We start from the raw sequence: 15787 nt of genomic DNA on the forward strand, positions 1-15787 counted from the left end.
TCGGCTTCTGGGCGGCGGGGATGATCGTGGCGGGGTTCTTCATCCGGGCTTCCATGGTGTTTCCTTCGTCTCGGTCGTCTCGGTTGGGGTGAGATGAGCTTCGCCGCCACGGTTGATATTTCGGCTATGCGACCGCGATGCGCGCGCATGGCGTCGCGTTGGTGCCGCCCTCTCCCGCGACCTGACCGAGGCGTTCGAACTCGCGGCACAGCACATTTCCGCCGTCACCGACCCCGACAGCGCGTTCATCGTCCAGTAAGACCCGGCGGGCCGCCTGACCGTCGCCACCCGGCCGGTCTCCACCTTCGGCCGCGTCGGCGAACTGATCGGCGAGTTCGTCCTGGGCCTGCTGATCCAGCAGGCCGGCACGGCGCTGGGCCGCCCAGTCACGCCCGTCGCCACCGTCGCCGGTGAGCCACCGCGATCGCGCAGCGATCTCCTCGACATGTACGGCACGCCGGACGTCCAGTTCAACGCACCGGTCTCATCGATCACCTTCTCCGCCCCCGACGCGACCGCGCCGCTGCCCGGCGCCTACCCCGCCCTGGCGGCCATCGTGCGCGACCATGCTGTCCATACGGTCGCCAACGCCAGGCTGATCCTGGGCTGGCTGGACAAGATGCACGCCGAGATCGCCGCGAGCTTCGCCGACGGACCGCCGGCGCTCGACAGGGCCGCCAAGCGGATGGCCATGAGCTCCCGCACCTTTCAGTGCAGGCTGCACGAGGAGGGCACCAGCTGGCGCGAGGAGGTGGAGAAGGTCCGCGAGGCCGAGGCCACCCGCCTTCTCCGCGACACCGGACTCACATCGACACGATCGCCGCCCGCGTCGGCTACATCGACGTGCGAGCGCTGCGCCGCGCCTTCCACCGCTGGTACGGCCGCACCCCCGCCTGCTGGGCCGTACCGGTGAAGACGCCTGAGAAGGCCCTTCTAGCGGGGCGGCTTGTCCAGATCGATGTCGACGGGGAAGGGGACCGGGACGGTCAGCCGCCCGTGGTGGATGCCGGTGAGACCGTACGCACCGGTGGCGGGATCGAGCTCGTAGCCGTAGACGACAGGGTCGCCGTCGTTGTTCTCGATCAAGCAGTAGCTGCGGCCGGCGCTTTCGCGGCGCACTCGGCGCCGGGCCGGCCCGTAGCGGCCCGGGGTAGGGTCCGCCCTACCCTGACGCACCAGCGTGCCTCACCCCAAAGATGCTGGTCAGCGCCATGGGAGGTGCGCTCGCGCGGCCCTACTCTCGTCGACGTGTGGATCTCACCGTGAGGTCTGATCCCTCTCAAGTGGCAATACGCGAGTTAAGAGGTAAGCGGCATGGCTAGGGACCGGAAGCGCATCAGTCGGCTGGGAGTGCTGGCGACGGCGGTGATCGCGATGGGAGCGGCCCTCGCCCCCGTGGCGGCCCCGGCCGTCCTGGCCGACACGGCCGGCGGGGAGCAGAACCCGGTCCGCGCACTGGAGCAGGCGGCGCACCCGCTGCGCTCGACCGAGCCCGGGAGGAGTACGGCCGACCTGCGAGCCCTGGGCACGATGATCGGCGACGCCGAGGTGGTCGGCCTGGGTGAGGCCACCCACGGCTCGCACGAGTTCTTCACCATGAAGGAGCGGGTCTTCCGCTATCTCGTCGAGGAGAAGGGCTTCACCACCTTCGCCTTGGAGCTGAGCTGGTCCGCGGGCCTCCAGATCGACGACTACCTTCAGACCGGCAAGGGGGACGCGCGCAAGGTCGCGAAAGAGGCGCTGGCCAACTCGCCGTGGGACCGGGAGGAGTTCGTGAGCCTCATCGAGTGGATGCGGGACTACAACCGCCGCCACCCCGGCCGCACGGTCCACTTCACGGGCAACGACATCGGCGCTCCCAAGCTGAGCGACGACTTCTTCGACCGTGTGACCGATTACGTGCGGCGGACCCACCCGGAGTCGCTGCCGCACCTCACGGAGCTCTACACCGGTTTGCGTCCGATCGACGACGTGTTCGCCTATCTGGGCAAGCCCCTCGCGGAACGGCAGCGGCTCGCCGCCAAGGCGCAGCAGGCCCTGGATCTGATCAGCGGCCAGAAGGGCACGGACGAAGACGAGTTCGAGCTTGCGGTCCAGAACGCCCGGTCCATCTCCCAGACGGCCACGTTCCTCGCCTTCGACCTCACCGACAAGACCCGGCTGCCCGTCGCGCAGCGCTACCGCGACCAGGTGATGGCCGAGAACACCGCCTGGTGGCAGCGGCGCACCGGCGACAAGATGCTGCTGTCGGCGCAGAACGACCACGTTGGATACGTGGCCGGCGATCCCGCGCTGTATCCCAAGACGCAAGGGTCGTACCTGCGCGACACACTGGGGAAGAAGTACCTCTCCATCGGCTTCACCTTCAACCGGGGCTCCTTCCTGTCGAAGGACACCGCTCTCGGTGGCGACTGGAAGAAGTTCACCGTGGGCGCGGCCGAGCCCGGCATGAACGAATACACCCTCGACAAGGTCCGTTACCGGGACTACTACCTCGACACCCGCAAAGCCCCGGCCGCGGCGCGCGCCTGGCTGGACGTCGCCCGCCCCACGCGCAACATCGGCACGCAGTACCCCTACCCGCTCGCCGACATCGCGACCGCCCGCTCCTTCGACGGCCTCATCCACCTCCACGACGTCCGGGAGGCCGACAGACTGAAGCCGTGACGGCCCGGCCCTGCCGTGGCGTTGCCCGCGGATCAGGCCTCGCCTGTACGCGCCGGGTCGCCGAGCGACTTCGTAGATCATTCTGAAGCGGTCGGTGGTCCGTGGGGCACGCCCTAAGGGGTCGCGCAGATAGGTGCGGTGGTGGCACCTCGGCAGACCCACGTCCACCCGCACGATCTCTTACGCGGATCCGCAGCTCTGGGACGCAGGGCCCACCGGTTAGTGTGACGAAATGCAATTTGTCGATGCGGTGAAGCTATGGGAACCAGAGCCGGGATGGCTGAACACGGCGAGCTACGGGGTACCGCCGCGTCTGGCTTTCGAGGCGTTGCAGGGTCCCCTCGACGAGTGGCGTCGTGGGGCCAATGGCTGGGACAAGTGGGACGAGGCGACGGGCCGTGCGCGTGCCGCGTTCGCTCTCCTGGTCGGTGCCATGCCCGGAGACATCGCCTTGGGCGCATCCGCATCGCAGGTACTGGCTCCGGTGGCGGCCTCGCTGCCGCCCGGATCCCGTGTCGTCGTCCCCGACATCGAGCAAACCTCGAACCTGTTCCCCTGGCTGGTGCATGACTTCGACGTCCAGACGGTGCCGCCCGCCGATCTGGCCGCCGCCATCAATGAGCGAACGGCCGCCGTCGCCTTCAGCCTCGTCCAGTCGGCCACCGGTGAGGTCGCGCCGATCGACGACATCGTGGCCGCCGCCCGCGCGCACGGTGCGCTGCTCGTCGCCGATGCGACCCAGGCGGTGGGCTGGCTCCCGGTGGATGCGACCCGCTTCGATGTTCTTGTGGTCTCGGCCTACAAGTGGCTGATGTGCCCGCGCGGCACCGCGTTCGGCTACCTGAGTCCGGCTGTCCGAGACCGGATCCGCCCGATCGCGGCCAACTGGTACGCGGGTGAGGGCGATGCGTCCTACGGCCCGCCGCTCCGGCTGGCCAAGGACGCCCGGCGCTTCGACATCGCTCTCCCGTGGTTCTCCTACGTTGCGGCTGCGCCGACGCTGGAGTTGCTGCTGGACATCGGCATCGGCCCGATCCACGAGCATGATGTGCGGCTGGCCAACCGGTTTCGTACCGGGCTCGGCATGGCGCCCGGCGACAGCGCGATCGTCACCGTCTCCAAACCGGGCTCTGCCGAGCGCCTCGCAGCGGCTGGCATCCGGGCGTCGGTACGCAACGGCGGATCACGAGTCGCCTTTCACCTCTACACCACCGAGGCCGACGCGGACGCCGCTCTTTCCGCGCTGACCTGAGCGCGGTGAGGTTACCGGCCACCACCGCACCTGTCTGCGCGACCTCTAAGTCGACAGGGCGTTTTCCGGTCGTTTCCTGTCCGATGCCTCTTCGCGGGCGGGGGCCGTACGGCGGGGGCGGGTGCTGGCGTACAGGACGCCGGAGATGATGAGTGCGGCGGCGGCGAGTTTCACGGTGGAGATCGGCTCGCCGGTGAACAGGGCGGCCGAGGACATGCCGAAGACGGGGACGAGCAGGCTGTAGGGGGCGACGATCGAGGCGTCGTAGTGCTTCAGCAGGAAGCCCCAGACGCCGAAGCCGCCCAGGGTGGAGATCAGCGCCACGTAGAGCACCGACAGGCTGCCCTCCACGGAGAACTCCAGCCGGGGCACGCCTTCGACCAGCAGGGAGAGGCCGAGCATGGGCAGGGCCGCCATCGCGCTCAGCCACACCATGAAGCGGAACGAGTCCGGGGGTGAGGCCTTCCTGACCGCGATGTTGCCCGCGGCCCAGCCGAGTGCGGAGCCGAGGACCAGGACGAACGCGCCGACCGGGCCCCCGCCGCCCATCTCCACGGCGATCAGGACCAGTCCGGCGAACGCGATCCCCATGCCGGTGACGCGGCGGGCGGTGATCCGCTCCTTGAGCAGGAACACCGCGAGGATCACGGTGAAGACCGCCTGGACCTGGACGACGAGCGAGGTCAGGCCGGCGGGCATGCCCGCGCGCATGCCGAGGAGCAGCAGGCTGTACTGCGTGACGCCGAGTGTGGCCCCGGCGACGAGCACCCGCCGCCACGGCACCCCTGGGCCGCCGACGAACAGCAGCGCGGGGAAGGCGGCCAGGACGAAACGTAGCGCCACGTAGAGCAGCGGCGGGAAGTGGCGAAGTCCCGCCTCCATGACGACGAAGTTGAAACCCCAGACGGCGGCGAGGCCGATGGCCAGGAAGAGATGCCTGGTTCGCATCTACTCATCCTCGTTCGCGCTAACAATTCAGCACAAGCGAGAATTTCTTAGCACTGTTGTTTAGAATCGCTTATATGTTAGACCTTAACCGTCTCAAGGCCCTGCACGCCGTGTCCGTCTACGGATCGGTGGGGGCGGCGGCCGACGCACTCATGGTGACCGCGTCCGCGGTCTCGCAGCAGCTCGCCAAGCTGGAGCGGGAGACCGGTGCGACGCTGCTGGAGCGGAACGGGCGAGGGGTGCGGCTGACCGACGCGGCCGGGTTGCTCGCCGACCACGCCGAGCGCATCCTCGCGCTGGTGGAGACCGCCGAAGCCGACTTCGAGGCGCTGCGCGGGCAGGTCGTGGGGCGGCTGAGCATCGGAGCCTTCCCCACGGCGGCCCGGGGGCTGCTGCCCGAAGCGCTGACCCGGCTGCGGGAGCGTCATCCCGACCTCCGGCTCCAGCTTCTCGAACGGGAGCCCGAACGGCAGATCCGCGAGGTGGCCCGGGGCGAGCTCGACCTCGCGGTGATCCAGGACTGGGTCAACCGGCCGATGGCCATCCCCGAGGGGCTGTCCCGGGCGCCCCTCTTCGACGACATCGCGGACGTGATCCTGCCCGCGTCCCACCCTCTGGCCGCCCGGTCCGAGATCGAGCTGGCCGAGCTGTCGGGGGAGCAGTGGATCAGCTCCTCGCCCGGCACGGTCTGCCACGACTGGCTGGTCTACACGCTGCGCTCGGCGGAGCTGGAGCCGGACATCACCTGCATGGCGGACGAATATCCGACCCAGCTCGCCCTGGTGGCGGCCGGGCAGGGATGCGCCATCATCCCCCGTCTCGGCCGTGACTTCGTTCCCGAGGGGGTGCGGGTCATCCCGATCCGGCCGCGACCGATCCGCAGGATCTACACGTTGTGGCGGAGCGACGCGGCCCGCCGTCCGGCGATCCGGGCGGCCGTGGAGGCGCTCAAGGCGGTCTCAGCCGACCGCCAGTAGCCGCCCTCGCCCGGGACGGCCGCGCCCGGCCCTCGCGTGGCCGGTCCACGACGTCATGGGCTCTTCCCATCTGGCGTCCTGTTCCCGGCGGGCTGCCGCGGAGCCGGGCGAAGGCGCGTCCAGGGCAGGTAACCGGCGCCGATGGCGATGGCGCATCCGAGCACGGTGTCCACCACCCGATAGGCGATCGTGGACGGCGGCGTGCCCTGGCCGCCGTCCATCAGCAACACGACCAGCGGCGTCATCGCCGTCGCGTACAGCGCGTAGTTGCGGGCCCTCAGCAACGGCCGCAGGGCGGCCAGCGCGGCCACGATCGGCACCAGCAGCCACGGCGGCAGGACCCACAGCAGGACCACGGAGCCCACCACCACACCGGCGACGGTCCCGGCGGCCCGCTGGACGACCCGGACCACGGCCTGGTCGAGTCCGCGCTGCACGACGATCACCACCGTGACGGCGATCCAGTACGCCTTGGGCTGGCGCCAGAGCACCTCGATCGTCTCGGCGATCGCCAGGCACAGGGCGAGCCGCAGCGCGTACTGCCATCCGTGCGGCGCGCGCAGCGATGCCCGCCAGCGGCGCAGCAGGGCTTTGAGCGGTGGCGAGGGCGTCTCCTGGGCCGGGGGCGCGTGCCCGCGCCGGACGGCGAGGCGGCCCGCGAAGGCGATGAGCAGCGCGACGAGCATGGACCAGCCGGCTCCCACCGCGAATGCCGACGTCACGCCGAGGGGGTCGCCGACGGGTCCCAGGCCTGTGGTGATGACGACAAACGTGACGAACCGAGTGCTGATCTCGGCGGCGGGCCGGCTGAACCCGCCGAGCACCGGCACCACGGCGGCGGTCACCACGACCGCCACCGCCGTGACCCACCCCCGGCCCGCGATGGACACACCGGTGAATCCGGCGGCGACCGCTGTCGCCGCCGCGCCCGCCAGTCGCGTGACACCGGTCGCCGTGACACCGGTCGCCGTGATGCCGCCGGCCGCCAGCGCGCCGAGCGCGGCCAGCATGCCCGCCACCGTGTGGGCCGTGACGACCCCGCAGGCGACCGGCCCGCCGAGGCCCGCCGCGGCGCCGATGATCTGGCTCGAAGGGACCGGTGTGTCGCGCGACCAGCGTCTCGCGTCCCGGAGCGCCGATCTCGCCGTGGCTCCGGGCCCGCGGGCGGACGTGGGCCGTACGGACGATTCGCCCTGTGGCCGCGGGATCTCTCCGGCCTGCACGTGGCACCTCCTGGCTCGTGTCGTGCGTGACCGTGCGATGAGAGCCGGCCGGCCGCTCATTTCGATCATTTTCTAAGCCATGTGTAACATCTTCACTCGGCATTCCTCTAGGGATTAAGCCTAATTAATGGGGATATCTCCGACGCTAAAGAGAGGTCGGCTTAATTGGATGAAGGATATTAGTAAGTGGTAGCGTAATAAATATGGACGATGAAGAGCTCCACGCTGCGGCCGTCGCGCTCCGGCGGGCGACGACGAGGCTCAGCCTGCGGCTGCGCGCGGAACGCCCGCCGGGCGGTCCGGGCAGGCTCGGGTTCGCCCTGCTCGGCCACCTGTATCGCGGCGGGCCGATGACCGCGGGCGACCTGGCCGACGCCGAGCGGCTGCAGCCCCAGTCGGTGACCCGCGTGCTCGCCTCGCTTGAGCAGAAGGGGCTGATCAGCCGGTCTCGCAACCCGGATGACCGCCGCCGGCACCACATCGGCCTCACCGAGCTGGGCGCCACGGTCCTCGCCGGTCACGTGCGAGACTCCGACGCCTGGCTGGCCCGGGCGATGACCCGGGCGTTCTCCCCGGTGGAGTGCCGGATGCTGCTCCTGGCCACGGAGCTCATCAACCAGGTCCTCGACGAGGGCGACCGGGAGCCTTCCCTGGAGGGGATTCCGGGAAGGGGCTCAGCTGAGGGCGATCGTCACCACGCCGCCGACGATGACGGCGGCGGCGAGCAGCCTGCGGGTCAGGTCGCCTTCGGCGAGGAGCCTGCCACCGAGCACCACCGCGACGAGCACGCCGATCTCCCGCACCGGGGCGACCGTGCTGACCGGTGAGAACGTGAACGCGATCAGCACCAGGAGATAGGAGAGCGGCACCAGCACCGCCGCGCCCAGCACCCGTGTCCGGTGCTCCTGCCAGGTCGGCCGGATCAGGTTCCGGCGGCGGGCGGTGAGCGCCGCCGGGGCGAGAGCGAGGGCGCGGCCGAGCTCGCCGCCGTAGTTGAGCAGGATCGGTGCGACCGCGAAGGTGCTCACGACCTGCTTGTCCCAGATGGTGTAGGCCGCGATGAACAGCCCTGTGGCCAGCCCGAACCCGATCCCGGTCAGATCCTCACGGCTGGGCCTGCGGGCCGTGCCGAGCAGGAAGACACCTGCTCCCACCAGCAGGATCCCCGCGATCCCGGCGGGGCCGGGGTGCTCGTCGAAGAACAGGATGGCGACCAGGCTGGCCAGCAGCGGTCCGGTGCCGCGCGCGATCGGATAGACCACCGACAGGTCGCCGTGCCGGTAGCCGCGCTGGAGCAGCATGAAATACCCCAGGTGCAGGGCGGTGCTCCCGGCGATCACCCCGATGCCGGTCCAGGAGAGGCGGGTGCCGGTGAGGGCCAGGTAACCGAGCGCGGCGGGGCTCCAGAGCACCGTGGACGCGGCGGCCACCAGCCAGATGAAGACGACGCCGTCGGCTCTGGCGGCCTGCTTGCTCAGCAGGTTCCAGCTGGCGTGGGCGACAGCCGAGGACAGGACGAGGACCAGGGCGAACAGGCTCAAGAAGAGCTCCTTTCCGCATGGATCGGACAGGAGCCTCCAGGCTTTTGTCCCGTCAGCTGTACGTCTCCCGCGGAGACGTCGGCGCCGCTCGGACCAGACCGCCGGAACGCGGAACCCTAGGCGCAACCGCCTTCGACCCTAATCCCATGCCCGTGGCGAAGGCAGAGGGGGTCCTCCACACGCCACTCACCCGTACCACTCGGTAGGCTGGCGGCACCATGGCTGAGACCACTGTTGTTCACCTGCTGCGCCACGGTGAGGTACACAACCCCGCTAACGTCCTGTACGGCAGGCTGCCCGGCTACCACCTCTCGGAGACCGGCAGGAAGATGGCCGAGACGGTCGCCACGGCGGTCGCCGGGCGAGACGTCGTCGCCCTGTTCTCCTCCCCGCTGGAGCGGGCGCAGGAGACCGCGGCGCCGCTGGCCGCGACCTTCGGCCTGGAGGTCGTGCTCGACGACCGGCTCATCGAGGCGGAGAACGTCTTCGAGGGCCTCACGCTGGGCAACGGCGAGGGAATCTTCCGCAGCCCCCGCCGCTACCGCTACCTGTGGAACCCGATGCGCCCCTCCTGGGGTGAGCGCTACACCGACGTGGTCCAGCGGATGAAGAGCGCGATCGACACCGCCCGCGACGAGGCGCGCGGCCACGAGGCGGTGATGGTCAGCCACCAGCTCCCGATCTGGATCATCAGGCTCGCGGCCGAGGGCAGGCGGCTCCCGCACGACCCCCGCCGCAGGCAGTGCGGTCTCGCCAGCCTCACCAGTTTCTCCTTCGAGGGAGACCGGTTGATCAGCGTGGGTTACAGCGAGCCGGCGGGCGCGCTCGCCAAGCGCCCCACTGTGCCGGGCGCGTGACTCCGCCGGTAGAGTGACTGCTCTACCGGTTGTAGTACAGGGAGACCCTGCCTCTTATGCGCGCAAAACCCTTCGTCGCAGTCGCGCTCCTTATCGCCGTGTCCGGATGCGCCGGTAATCAGGGATCGCAGCCGCAGGCTGGGGACACCCGCTTCGTGGCGGGTGATGGCAAGCTCACCCTTTTCAAGGCCGCCGACCGCAAGCCCGCCCCCGCGGTCGAGGGGGAGACCCTCGACGGAAGCACCGCGGCGCTCGCCACGCACAAGGGCAAGGTCGTGGTGCTGAACTTCTGGGCCTCCTGGTGCGGGCCCTGCCGGGCCGAGGCCCCGGTGCTCAAGGACATCGCCGCCAAGACCAAGGCCGGCGGCGTGGAGTTCCTCGGCATCGACTTCAAGGACCGCAAGGCCGACGCGCAGGCCTTCGAACGCGGTCAGCAGCCCGGCTACCCGAGCATCTTCGACCAGCCGGGCAAGGTCGCGCTCTCCTTCCAGGGCACGGTCCCGCCCGCGGCCATCCCCTCGACGTTGATCATCGACCGCCAGGGCCGCATCGCCGCCAGGGCGCTCGGCGCGGTCAAATACAACGACCTCCTCGACACGGTCACCAAGATCGGCGATGAGAAGTGACCCCGAGCGGTGGATGGACTCGCGATGAGCGCTGATCTGGCCGGCACGGTGGCGGGCGGATCGCTCGCCCTCGCGCTGCCGATCGCGGTCGCGGCGGGCCTGGTGTCGTTCCTGTCGCCGTGCGTGCTCCCGCTGGTCCCCGGCTATCTGTCGTATGTGACCGGGATGAGCGCCGCCCCCAGGCGAGGACACATGGTCGCGGGCACCGCGCTGTTCGTCCTCGGGTTCGCCGCGGTGTTCGTGGCGGGCGGGGCGCTCTTCGGCGGGCTCGGCGCGGCGCTGCTCGGCAGCGCCGAGATCATCACGCGGGTGCTGGGCGCGCTCACCGTCGTGCTGGGCCTGGCCTTCATGGGGGTCGTTCCCGGTCTCCAGCGCGATTTCCGCATCCACCGGGTCCCGGCCGCCGGTCTGGCCGGGGCGCCTCTGCTCGGTGTGGTGTTCGGCCTCGGCTGGACCCCCTGCATCGGCCCCACCCTCGGCGTCGTGCTCACCCTCGGCCTCAACGAGGGCAGCGCCGGGCGGGGCGCGCTGCTCGCCTTCGCCTATGCTCTCGGTCTGGGCCTGCCGTTCGTGGCGGCCGGACTGGCCTACAGCAAGGCCCTGCGCACGTTCAAGGCGGTCCGCCGCCATTCACAGCTGATCACACGGGTGGGCGGGGCCATGCTGGTCGCGGTCGGCCTGCTGCTCGTCACCGGGCTCTGGGGGCAGCTCATCGTGACGTTGCAGGGATGGATCGGCGGATTCGAGCCGGTGATCTGATGGAGGAAGTCGAGCAGGCCGCGAAGGCGGGAGCGGTGAGCCAAGCAAGTCCGGAGCCAACGAGTAGCCCAGCGAGTGCGAGCGTGAACACGACTCTGACCGAGGAAAAGCTCGATGCGCAGCCCGCGAGGTTCGGCGTCGTCGCGTGGGCGCGCTGGTTCTGGCGCACGCTCACCTCGATGCGGACCGCGCTGATCCTGCTGTTCCTGTTCGCCCTGGCCTCGATTCCGGGGTCGCTCTGGCCGCAGCGCGGTGTCTCCGACGCCAGGGTCGCGCAGTACTTCGACGACAGCCCGCAACTCGCCGAGTGGCTCGACCGGTTCTGGCTGTTCGATGTGTTCAGGGCGCCGTGGTTCGCCGCGATCTACCTGCTGCTGTTCCTCTCGCTGATCGGCTGCGTGCTCCCGCGGAGCATGACCCACCTGCGCGAGCTGCGTAAGAAGCCGCCCGCGCCGCCGCGCAACCTGGTCCGGCTGCCCCAGTACGCCTCGTTCGACGGCGACCTGACCGTCGAGGAGGTGGCCGCGCGGCTGCGCGCCAGGCGGTTCCGGGTGACCACGGGCTCCGGCTGGGTCGCGGCCGAGAAGGGCTACCTGCGCGAGACCGGCAACCTGGTGTTCCACATCGCCCTGCTCGGGCTGCTGCTCGCGGTCGGGGTGGGCACGCTGTACGGCTATCGCGGCAACGTGCTGGTCGTGGAGGGGGAAGGGTTCGCCAACACGGTCGCGGCCTACGACCGCTACATGCCCGGCCAGCAGGTGAGCGCCGAGTCGCTGGAGCCGTTCTCCTTCACCCTCGACGACTTCCAGGCCACCTACATCGCCAAGGGCGAGCGGCGTGGGCAGCCCCTGGACTTCGAGGCGAGGCTCAAGGTCGCCGACGCCCCCGGAGCCCCCGAGCGGGACTACGCCCTCAAGGTCAACGAGCCGCTGGACGTCAACGGCACGCTGACCTACCTGATCGACCACGGCTACGCGCCCACGTTCAAGATCACCGATGGTAAGGGCCAGGTCGCCTTCGACGGTCCGGTGCCGTGCCTGGTGGCCCAGCCGGCCACGTTCACCTCCGAATGCGTCGTCAAGGTCCCCGACGCCCAGCCCGAGCAACTCGGCCTTCTCGTGGCCTTCCTGCCGACCACCGTGCCGATGAACGGCCAGTGGGTGTCGATCTTCCCCGGCGCGGCCAATCCCACCGCCCAGGTGTACGGCGCGTTCGCCGGCGACCTCGGCCTGAAGAACGGCCGGCCCCAGTCGGTCTACCAGCTCGACCCGGCGAGCCTGAAGAAGATGAGGCCGCTGGTCATGAAGGCCGATCCGCTGGCCGTCGGCAAGAAGCTCGACCTGCCGAACGGCGCGGGCTCGATCGAGTTCACCGGCGTCAAGGAGTGGATCGCCCTCCAGATCGCCTACGACCCGGGCCGGACGCCCGCCCTCGTCGCCGCGGCCCTGGCCGTCGTCGGCCTGGTGCTGTCCCTGACCGTTCGCCGTCGCCGGGTGTGGGTGCGGATCGAGGACGCGAGCGGGCGGGGACCGGAGGGGGCCGGCGAGCACGACCGTAAACACGTTGAGGTGGGCGGCCTGACGCGCACCGAAGGCAGCGATTTCAGCGAGGAGTTCGCCGAGATCGTCTCCACTTTGAATCCAGGAGTGAAGGATGCCCGCTGAGGTCGACACCGGCCTCGCCACGCTGAGCGATCAGCTCATCTTGGCGACGGTGCTGCTCTACATCTTCGCGATGGTCGGTTACGCCCTCGACCTCGGCTTCGGCCGATCCAAGGCGAAGGCGAAGGCCGAGCCGGCGCTCGTCACGGTCGGCGGTGGCACGGCCGCCGCCCCGCCCGCCCCCGCGCAGGGCGAGGGCCATGTGGACAAGGCGCCCCCGGCCTGGACGGTGTGGGCCGGTCCGGTCGCGGTCGGGCTGACCTGGCTCGGCTGGGCCACGAACCTGGCGTCCATCCTCACCCGTGGCCTGGCCGTGGGGCGGTGGCCGTGGGGCAACATGTACGAGTTCGTGGTCGCGATCTGCTTCGCCGCGGTGAGCGCGTTCCTGTTCATGCAGATCCGCTACCCGATCCGTTTCCTCGGCGCGTTCGTCACGGTCACGGCCGCCCTGGGGCTCGGCTTCGCCGTACGGTATCTGCACGTGCAGGCCGGGCCGGTGGTGCCCGCGCTGAACTCCTACTGGGTGGCGATCCACGTCTCGGCGGCGATCATCGCCAGCGGTCTGTTCATCATGGCCGGGGTCTGCGGCATCCTCTACCTGGTCAGGAAGGACACCGCGATCCGCCTGCCGTCTCGGGCGGACCTCGATCGCCTCGCGCACCGCGCGATCGTCATCGGTTTCCCGATCTGGACCTTCGCCGTCATCGCCGGCGCGCTCTGGGCCGACAAGGCCTGGGGCCGTTACTGGGGCTGGGACCCCAAGGAGATCTGGGCCTTCATCACCTGGATCGTCTACGCCGCCTACCTGCACGCCCGTGCCACGGCCGGGTGGAAGGGCAGGGCCGCGATGATCGTGCAGCTCATCGCCTTCGCCTGCCTGCTGTTCAACCTGGTCGGGGTGAACATTTTCGTCGGCGGCCTGCACTCCTACGCGGAGGTTCCGGGCTGATCGTGACGGCGCTGACCGTGACGGCGCTGGTTATGACGGCGCTGATCGTGATGACGCTGGTCGTGACGGCGTGCCCGCGCGCTAATCCTCGTCGCGCAGCCGCCGGTCGAGGTCTCTGAGGAAGTCGGGGTCGTCGTCGGGGCCCTTCGGGGCTCCGGGACTCGACGGCCTGTCGCCGGGTGAGAGCGCGTGGGGTGCGCGGGGCCCGACCGGACGGCCGAGCAGCAGCCAGAGCAGGCCGCCGCCGAGCGGCAGCAGCACAACGATGATCACCCACAGGAGCTTGGGCAGATTTCTGGCCTCCTCGTCCGGCGTGGTGATGGCGTCGAACAAGCAGTAGAGCCAGAAGGCGAGCAGTGCCAGAGCGACAAGCAGGGGCATGTCCGCACTGTAAGCCATTCGGGGCCCGGGTGCGGTAAGGCCCCCGTTTCGGATGACTGGCGAAGATCCACGTCGTACGGTGGAGACTGTTGCCACTTCCCGTGGGGGTGCGTGATGGCTAGTTCGGCGGACAAGGGCCGTCATCGGCGGCGCTGGTGGCAACGGGATCCGGGTCGGCGCGCGGAGGGTGCCGCCAGGCGAACGGCGCGTGAGGTCCCGCTCGAACCCGAGCGGAGGACGGGCACCGTGACGGCGCCGGTGGTGGATCGCCCGCAGTACACATGGCGGGACTTCGAGCTGGAGGACGAGCGGCCCAGGGCTCGGCCCAACGCTCCCGACGCCCCCAACCTGGGGGACGGTCTGCTGCACTGCGGGCGCCTGGAACGCATCCTGCACCGCCAGTGGGACTCCTGGCAGGGACCCCCGTCCCCGGAGATCGTACGGGCCGTGGAGAGCCTCGCCAGGCTGCCGGACGGGCTGAAGGACAAGCTGGCCGAAGGCCTCGACGGCATCTACGTCGGCGAGGGCGGGGTGCCCGATCTGGACGACATGGGCTACCTGCGCGGAGCGCCGCTGCCCTCGGGCCGGGCCACATGGGACATCTGCGCCGGAGCGTACGGCGATCGCAAGATCGTGGTGGGGGACCGGCCCTCGCCCACCCCCGACGTGATGATGCACGAGGTCGGCCACGCCCTGGACGACGTCGACGCACCCCACGGAGACTGGGTCTCGGACTCCCCGGAGTTCGTCGCCCTCTACGCCCGGTGCCTTCCCGTGCTGGCCTCGGGTTTCCACCGGCAGGCGGGGGACCTGGGCCGCCGGGAGTTCTTCGCCGACGCCTTCGCCGCCATCGCGTCCCGGCAGCGTCCGGCCCTGGTGGACATGCTCGGCGGTGACACGCGGATGGCGCTCAATGTCATGTTGTTCTTCAACCGGCGTTACGGAATCTAGGTGATCTGGGATGTACGTCATCCTGCTCGCTGATGGAACCTTGCGGGTGCCGCAGAGCCTGTCCAGCGACGACGGGCGCTTGATCGGCAACGCGTATGTGGAGCTCTCACCGGGTGATCCGGACTACGACCGCTGGCTGCCCGAGGCGCTCACGGAGAAGGAGTTCGCCGAGCGGCGGCAGCGCTGGCTCGATGAGAACGATGAGCTGGAGCGGGAGTTCCTGGCCTTCAAGGCCGAACAGGACAGTTAGCGGGAACGCGCGCGGGTCTTCCGGGACAGGCCGGAGCGCGAGGGGCCTTCGTGGAATGGCTCGCCCGATCGCATCGACTCGACCACAGTCTGTCGCGACCGAACGGGTGAGCGCTGGTCAAGTCGTCCGCGAGATCGGCGGGGCGGCCGGGCCGGTCGTCTCAGGGCGTGGAGACCTCGGGGGCGCCCTGTCTGTGGAGCGCCAGGCACTCAGGCCGCTTCAGCCGGTTCGGGAATCCTCGTCATTCATGGCGAGGAGCAGGTCAAACGACTCCATCGGTAATCCTGCGGCTTCCGGGTAAGGCGCGCAGGATCACCGATGATGCGACGTCATCAGTCGTCAAACGCGCGGGGACTCGCCTGCCGGCCGTTCGGCCGTCAGTACGTCCTCTCCGCGCAGAAGGGCGTGCACTTCCGACTCACGGAAACGCCGGTGCCCTCCGGGGGTACGGATGCTGCTGATGCGGCCTGCCGCGGCCCAGCGTGTAACCGTCTTTGGGTCAACCCTGAAGAGGGCGGCAACCTCTCCGGGTGTCAGCAGACGCTCGCTGCTACTCTCCACAATCTCTCCCCCTCGCATCCCGCTTCCTGCCAGCGGGCGGACAGGTAACCAGTGTGCCGAGCGAAGTCTGATTTATCCGTGCTTTTCAACAAAGATCACGGGTTGTTATCGACTGACTGCCCGATTGTTATATGATAGAGCCTCTTTGGGACTCTCGTGGGTGTTTCTTTACAAAACTGAACTG

At 69.6% G+C, this 15787-nt stretch carries 16 protein-coding genes and 2 pseudogenes; 12 read left to right on the forward strand and 6 right to left on the reverse strand.

Annotated features, from left to right (window positions below; all coding sequences use genetic code 11):
* Positions 1 to 445: 445 nt before the first annotated feature.
* Positions 446 to 913: a hypothetical protein gene (locus ACFY2X_RS30020; protein ID WP_389944578.1), complete on the forward strand. Its 468-nt coding sequence runs from the start codon at positions 446 to 448 to the stop codon at positions 911 to 913.
* Between the two features lie 20 nt (positions 914 to 933).
* Here the strand turns inward: ACFY2X_RS30020 and ACFY2X_RS30025 are convergent.
* Positions 934 to 1083: pseudogene (locus ACFY2X_RS30025) on the reverse strand (Uma2 family endonuclease); the annotation flags it as partial.
* A 231-nt stretch (positions 1084 to 1314) separates the two neighbouring features.
* Here ACFY2X_RS30025 and ACFY2X_RS30030 point away from each other — a divergent pair.
* Entirely contained in the window at positions 1315 to 2667 is a 1353-nt protein-coding gene (locus ACFY2X_RS30030; protein WP_389944581.1) for an erythromycin esterase family protein, read from the forward strand.
* A gap of 232 nt (positions 2668 to 2899) precedes the next feature.
* Positions 2900 to 3919: an aminotransferase class V-fold PLP-dependent enzyme gene (locus tag ACFY2X_RS30035; RefSeq protein ID WP_389944584.1), complete on the forward strand. Its 1020-nt coding sequence runs from the start codon at positions 2900 to 2902 to the stop codon at positions 3917 to 3919.
* A gap of 45 nt (positions 3920 to 3964) precedes the next feature.
* Here ACFY2X_RS30035 and ACFY2X_RS30040 read toward each other — a convergent pair whose 3' ends face one another.
* Complete coding sequence (locus ACFY2X_RS30040) at positions 3965 to 4867, reverse strand: EamA family transporter (protein WP_389944587.1); 903 nt, start codon at positions 4865 to 4867, stop codon at positions 3965 to 3967.
* Positions 4868 to 4941: 74 nt separating this feature from the next.
* On the opposite strand from ACFY2X_RS30040, the gene ACFY2X_RS30045 reads away from it, so the two are divergent.
* On the forward strand, positions 4942 to 5844 hold the full coding sequence (locus tag ACFY2X_RS30045) for a LysR family transcriptional regulator (protein ID WP_389944590.1): 903 nt from the start codon (positions 4942 to 4944) through the stop codon (positions 5842 to 5844).
* A gap of 53 nt (positions 5845 to 5897) precedes the next feature.
* On the opposite strand, the gene ACFY2X_RS30050 is transcribed toward ACFY2X_RS30045, so the two are convergent.
* The gene (locus ACFY2X_RS30050) at positions 5898 to 7067 is read right to left on the reverse strand and encodes an FUSC family protein (protein WP_389944591.1); all 1170 of its coding nucleotides are present in this window, start codon (positions 7065 to 7067) and stop codon (positions 5898 to 5900) included.
* 203 nt (positions 7068 to 7270) lie between these two features.
* Here ACFY2X_RS30050 and ACFY2X_RS30055 point away from each other — a divergent pair.
* Positions 7271 to 7555: pseudogene (locus tag ACFY2X_RS30055) on the forward strand (MarR family winged helix-turn-helix transcriptional regulator); the annotation flags it as partial.
* A 186-nt stretch (positions 7556 to 7741) separates the two neighbouring features.
* On the opposite strand, the gene ACFY2X_RS30060 reads toward ACFY2X_RS30055, so the two are convergent.
* On the reverse strand, positions 7742 to 8608 hold the full coding sequence (locus tag ACFY2X_RS30060) for an EamA family transporter (RefSeq protein WP_389944594.1): 867 nt from the start codon (positions 8606 to 8608) through the stop codon (positions 7742 to 7744).
* Between the two features lie 218 nt (positions 8609 to 8826).
* On the opposite strand from ACFY2X_RS30060, the gene ACFY2X_RS30065 reads away from it, so the two are divergent.
* The 5 genes from ACFY2X_RS30065 (at position 8827) to ccsB (ending at position 13460) form a co-directional block, all read left to right on the forward strand.
* Positions 8827 to 9465 carry a histidine phosphatase family protein gene (locus ACFY2X_RS30065; RefSeq protein ID WP_389944596.1) on the forward strand — a complete coding sequence of 213 codons (639 nt, stop codon included), beginning with the start codon at positions 8827 to 8829 and terminating at the stop codon, positions 9463 to 9465.
* Between the two features lie 56 nt (positions 9466 to 9521).
* Positions 9522 to 10091 (forward strand): TlpA family protein disulfide reductase, encoded by a 570-nt coding sequence (locus tag ACFY2X_RS30070; protein ID WP_389944599.1) that lies wholly within the window; start codon positions 9522 to 9524, stop codon positions 10089 to 10091.
* A 24-nt stretch (positions 10092 to 10115) separates the two neighbouring features.
* The gene (locus tag ACFY2X_RS30075) at positions 10116 to 10850 is read left to right on the forward strand and encodes a cytochrome c biogenesis CcdA family protein (RefSeq protein ID WP_389944602.1); all 735 of its coding nucleotides are present in this window, start codon (positions 10116 to 10118) and stop codon (positions 10848 to 10850) included.
* A gap of 83 nt (positions 10851 to 10933) precedes the next feature.
* Positions 10934 to 12514: a cytochrome c biogenesis protein ResB gene (locus tag ACFY2X_RS30080; RefSeq protein WP_389944605.1), complete on the forward strand. Its 1581-nt coding sequence runs from the start codon at positions 10934 to 10936 to the stop codon at positions 12512 to 12514.
* Complete coding sequence (gene ccsB / locus ACFY2X_RS30085) at positions 12504 to 13460, forward strand: c-type cytochrome biogenesis protein CcsB (protein WP_389944608.1); 957 nt, start codon at positions 12504 to 12506, stop codon at positions 13458 to 13460. The genes ACFY2X_RS30080 and ccsB overlap by 11 nt, the downstream gene beginning before the upstream one ends.
* Positions 13461 to 13541: 81 nt before the next feature.
* Here ccsB and ACFY2X_RS30090 read toward each other — a convergent pair whose 3' ends face one another.
* Positions 13542 to 13841 carry a PLDc N-terminal domain-containing protein gene (locus tag ACFY2X_RS30090; RefSeq protein ID WP_389944611.1) on the reverse strand — a complete coding sequence of 100 codons (300 nt, stop codon included), beginning with the start codon at positions 13839 to 13841 and terminating at the stop codon, positions 13542 to 13544.
* Positions 13842 to 14087: 246 nt separating this feature from the next.
* Here ACFY2X_RS30090 and ACFY2X_RS30095 point away from each other — a divergent pair, with 246 nt between their 5' ends.
* Together ACFY2X_RS30095 and ACFY2X_RS30100 are read left to right on the forward strand one after the other, a co-directional pair.
* Positions 14088 to 14792, forward strand: coding sequence for a hypothetical protein (locus ACFY2X_RS30095; protein WP_389944614.1), 705 nt, complete (start codon positions 14088 to 14090; stop codon positions 14790 to 14792).
* A gap of 10 nt (positions 14793 to 14802) precedes the next feature.
* Positions 14803 to 15042 carry a hypothetical protein gene (locus tag ACFY2X_RS30100; RefSeq protein ID WP_389944617.1) on the forward strand — a complete coding sequence of 80 codons (240 nt, stop codon included), beginning with the start codon at positions 14803 to 14805 and terminating at the stop codon, positions 15040 to 15042.
* A gap of 339 nt (positions 15043 to 15381) precedes the next feature.
* Here ACFY2X_RS30100 and ACFY2X_RS30105 read toward each other — a convergent pair whose 3' ends face one another.
* Complete coding sequence (locus tag ACFY2X_RS30105; protein ID WP_012887349.1) at positions 15382 to 15621, reverse strand: BldC family transcriptional regulator; 240 nt, start codon at positions 15619 to 15621, stop codon at positions 15382 to 15384.
* Between the last annotated feature and the right edge of the window lie 166 nt (positions 15622 to 15787).

This window comes from Streptosporangium sp. NPDC000396, assembly GCF_042898655.1.
In the GTDB taxonomy this organism is placed as follows: Bacteria; Actinomycetota; Actinomycetes; order Streptosporangiales; family Streptosporangiaceae; genus Streptosporangium.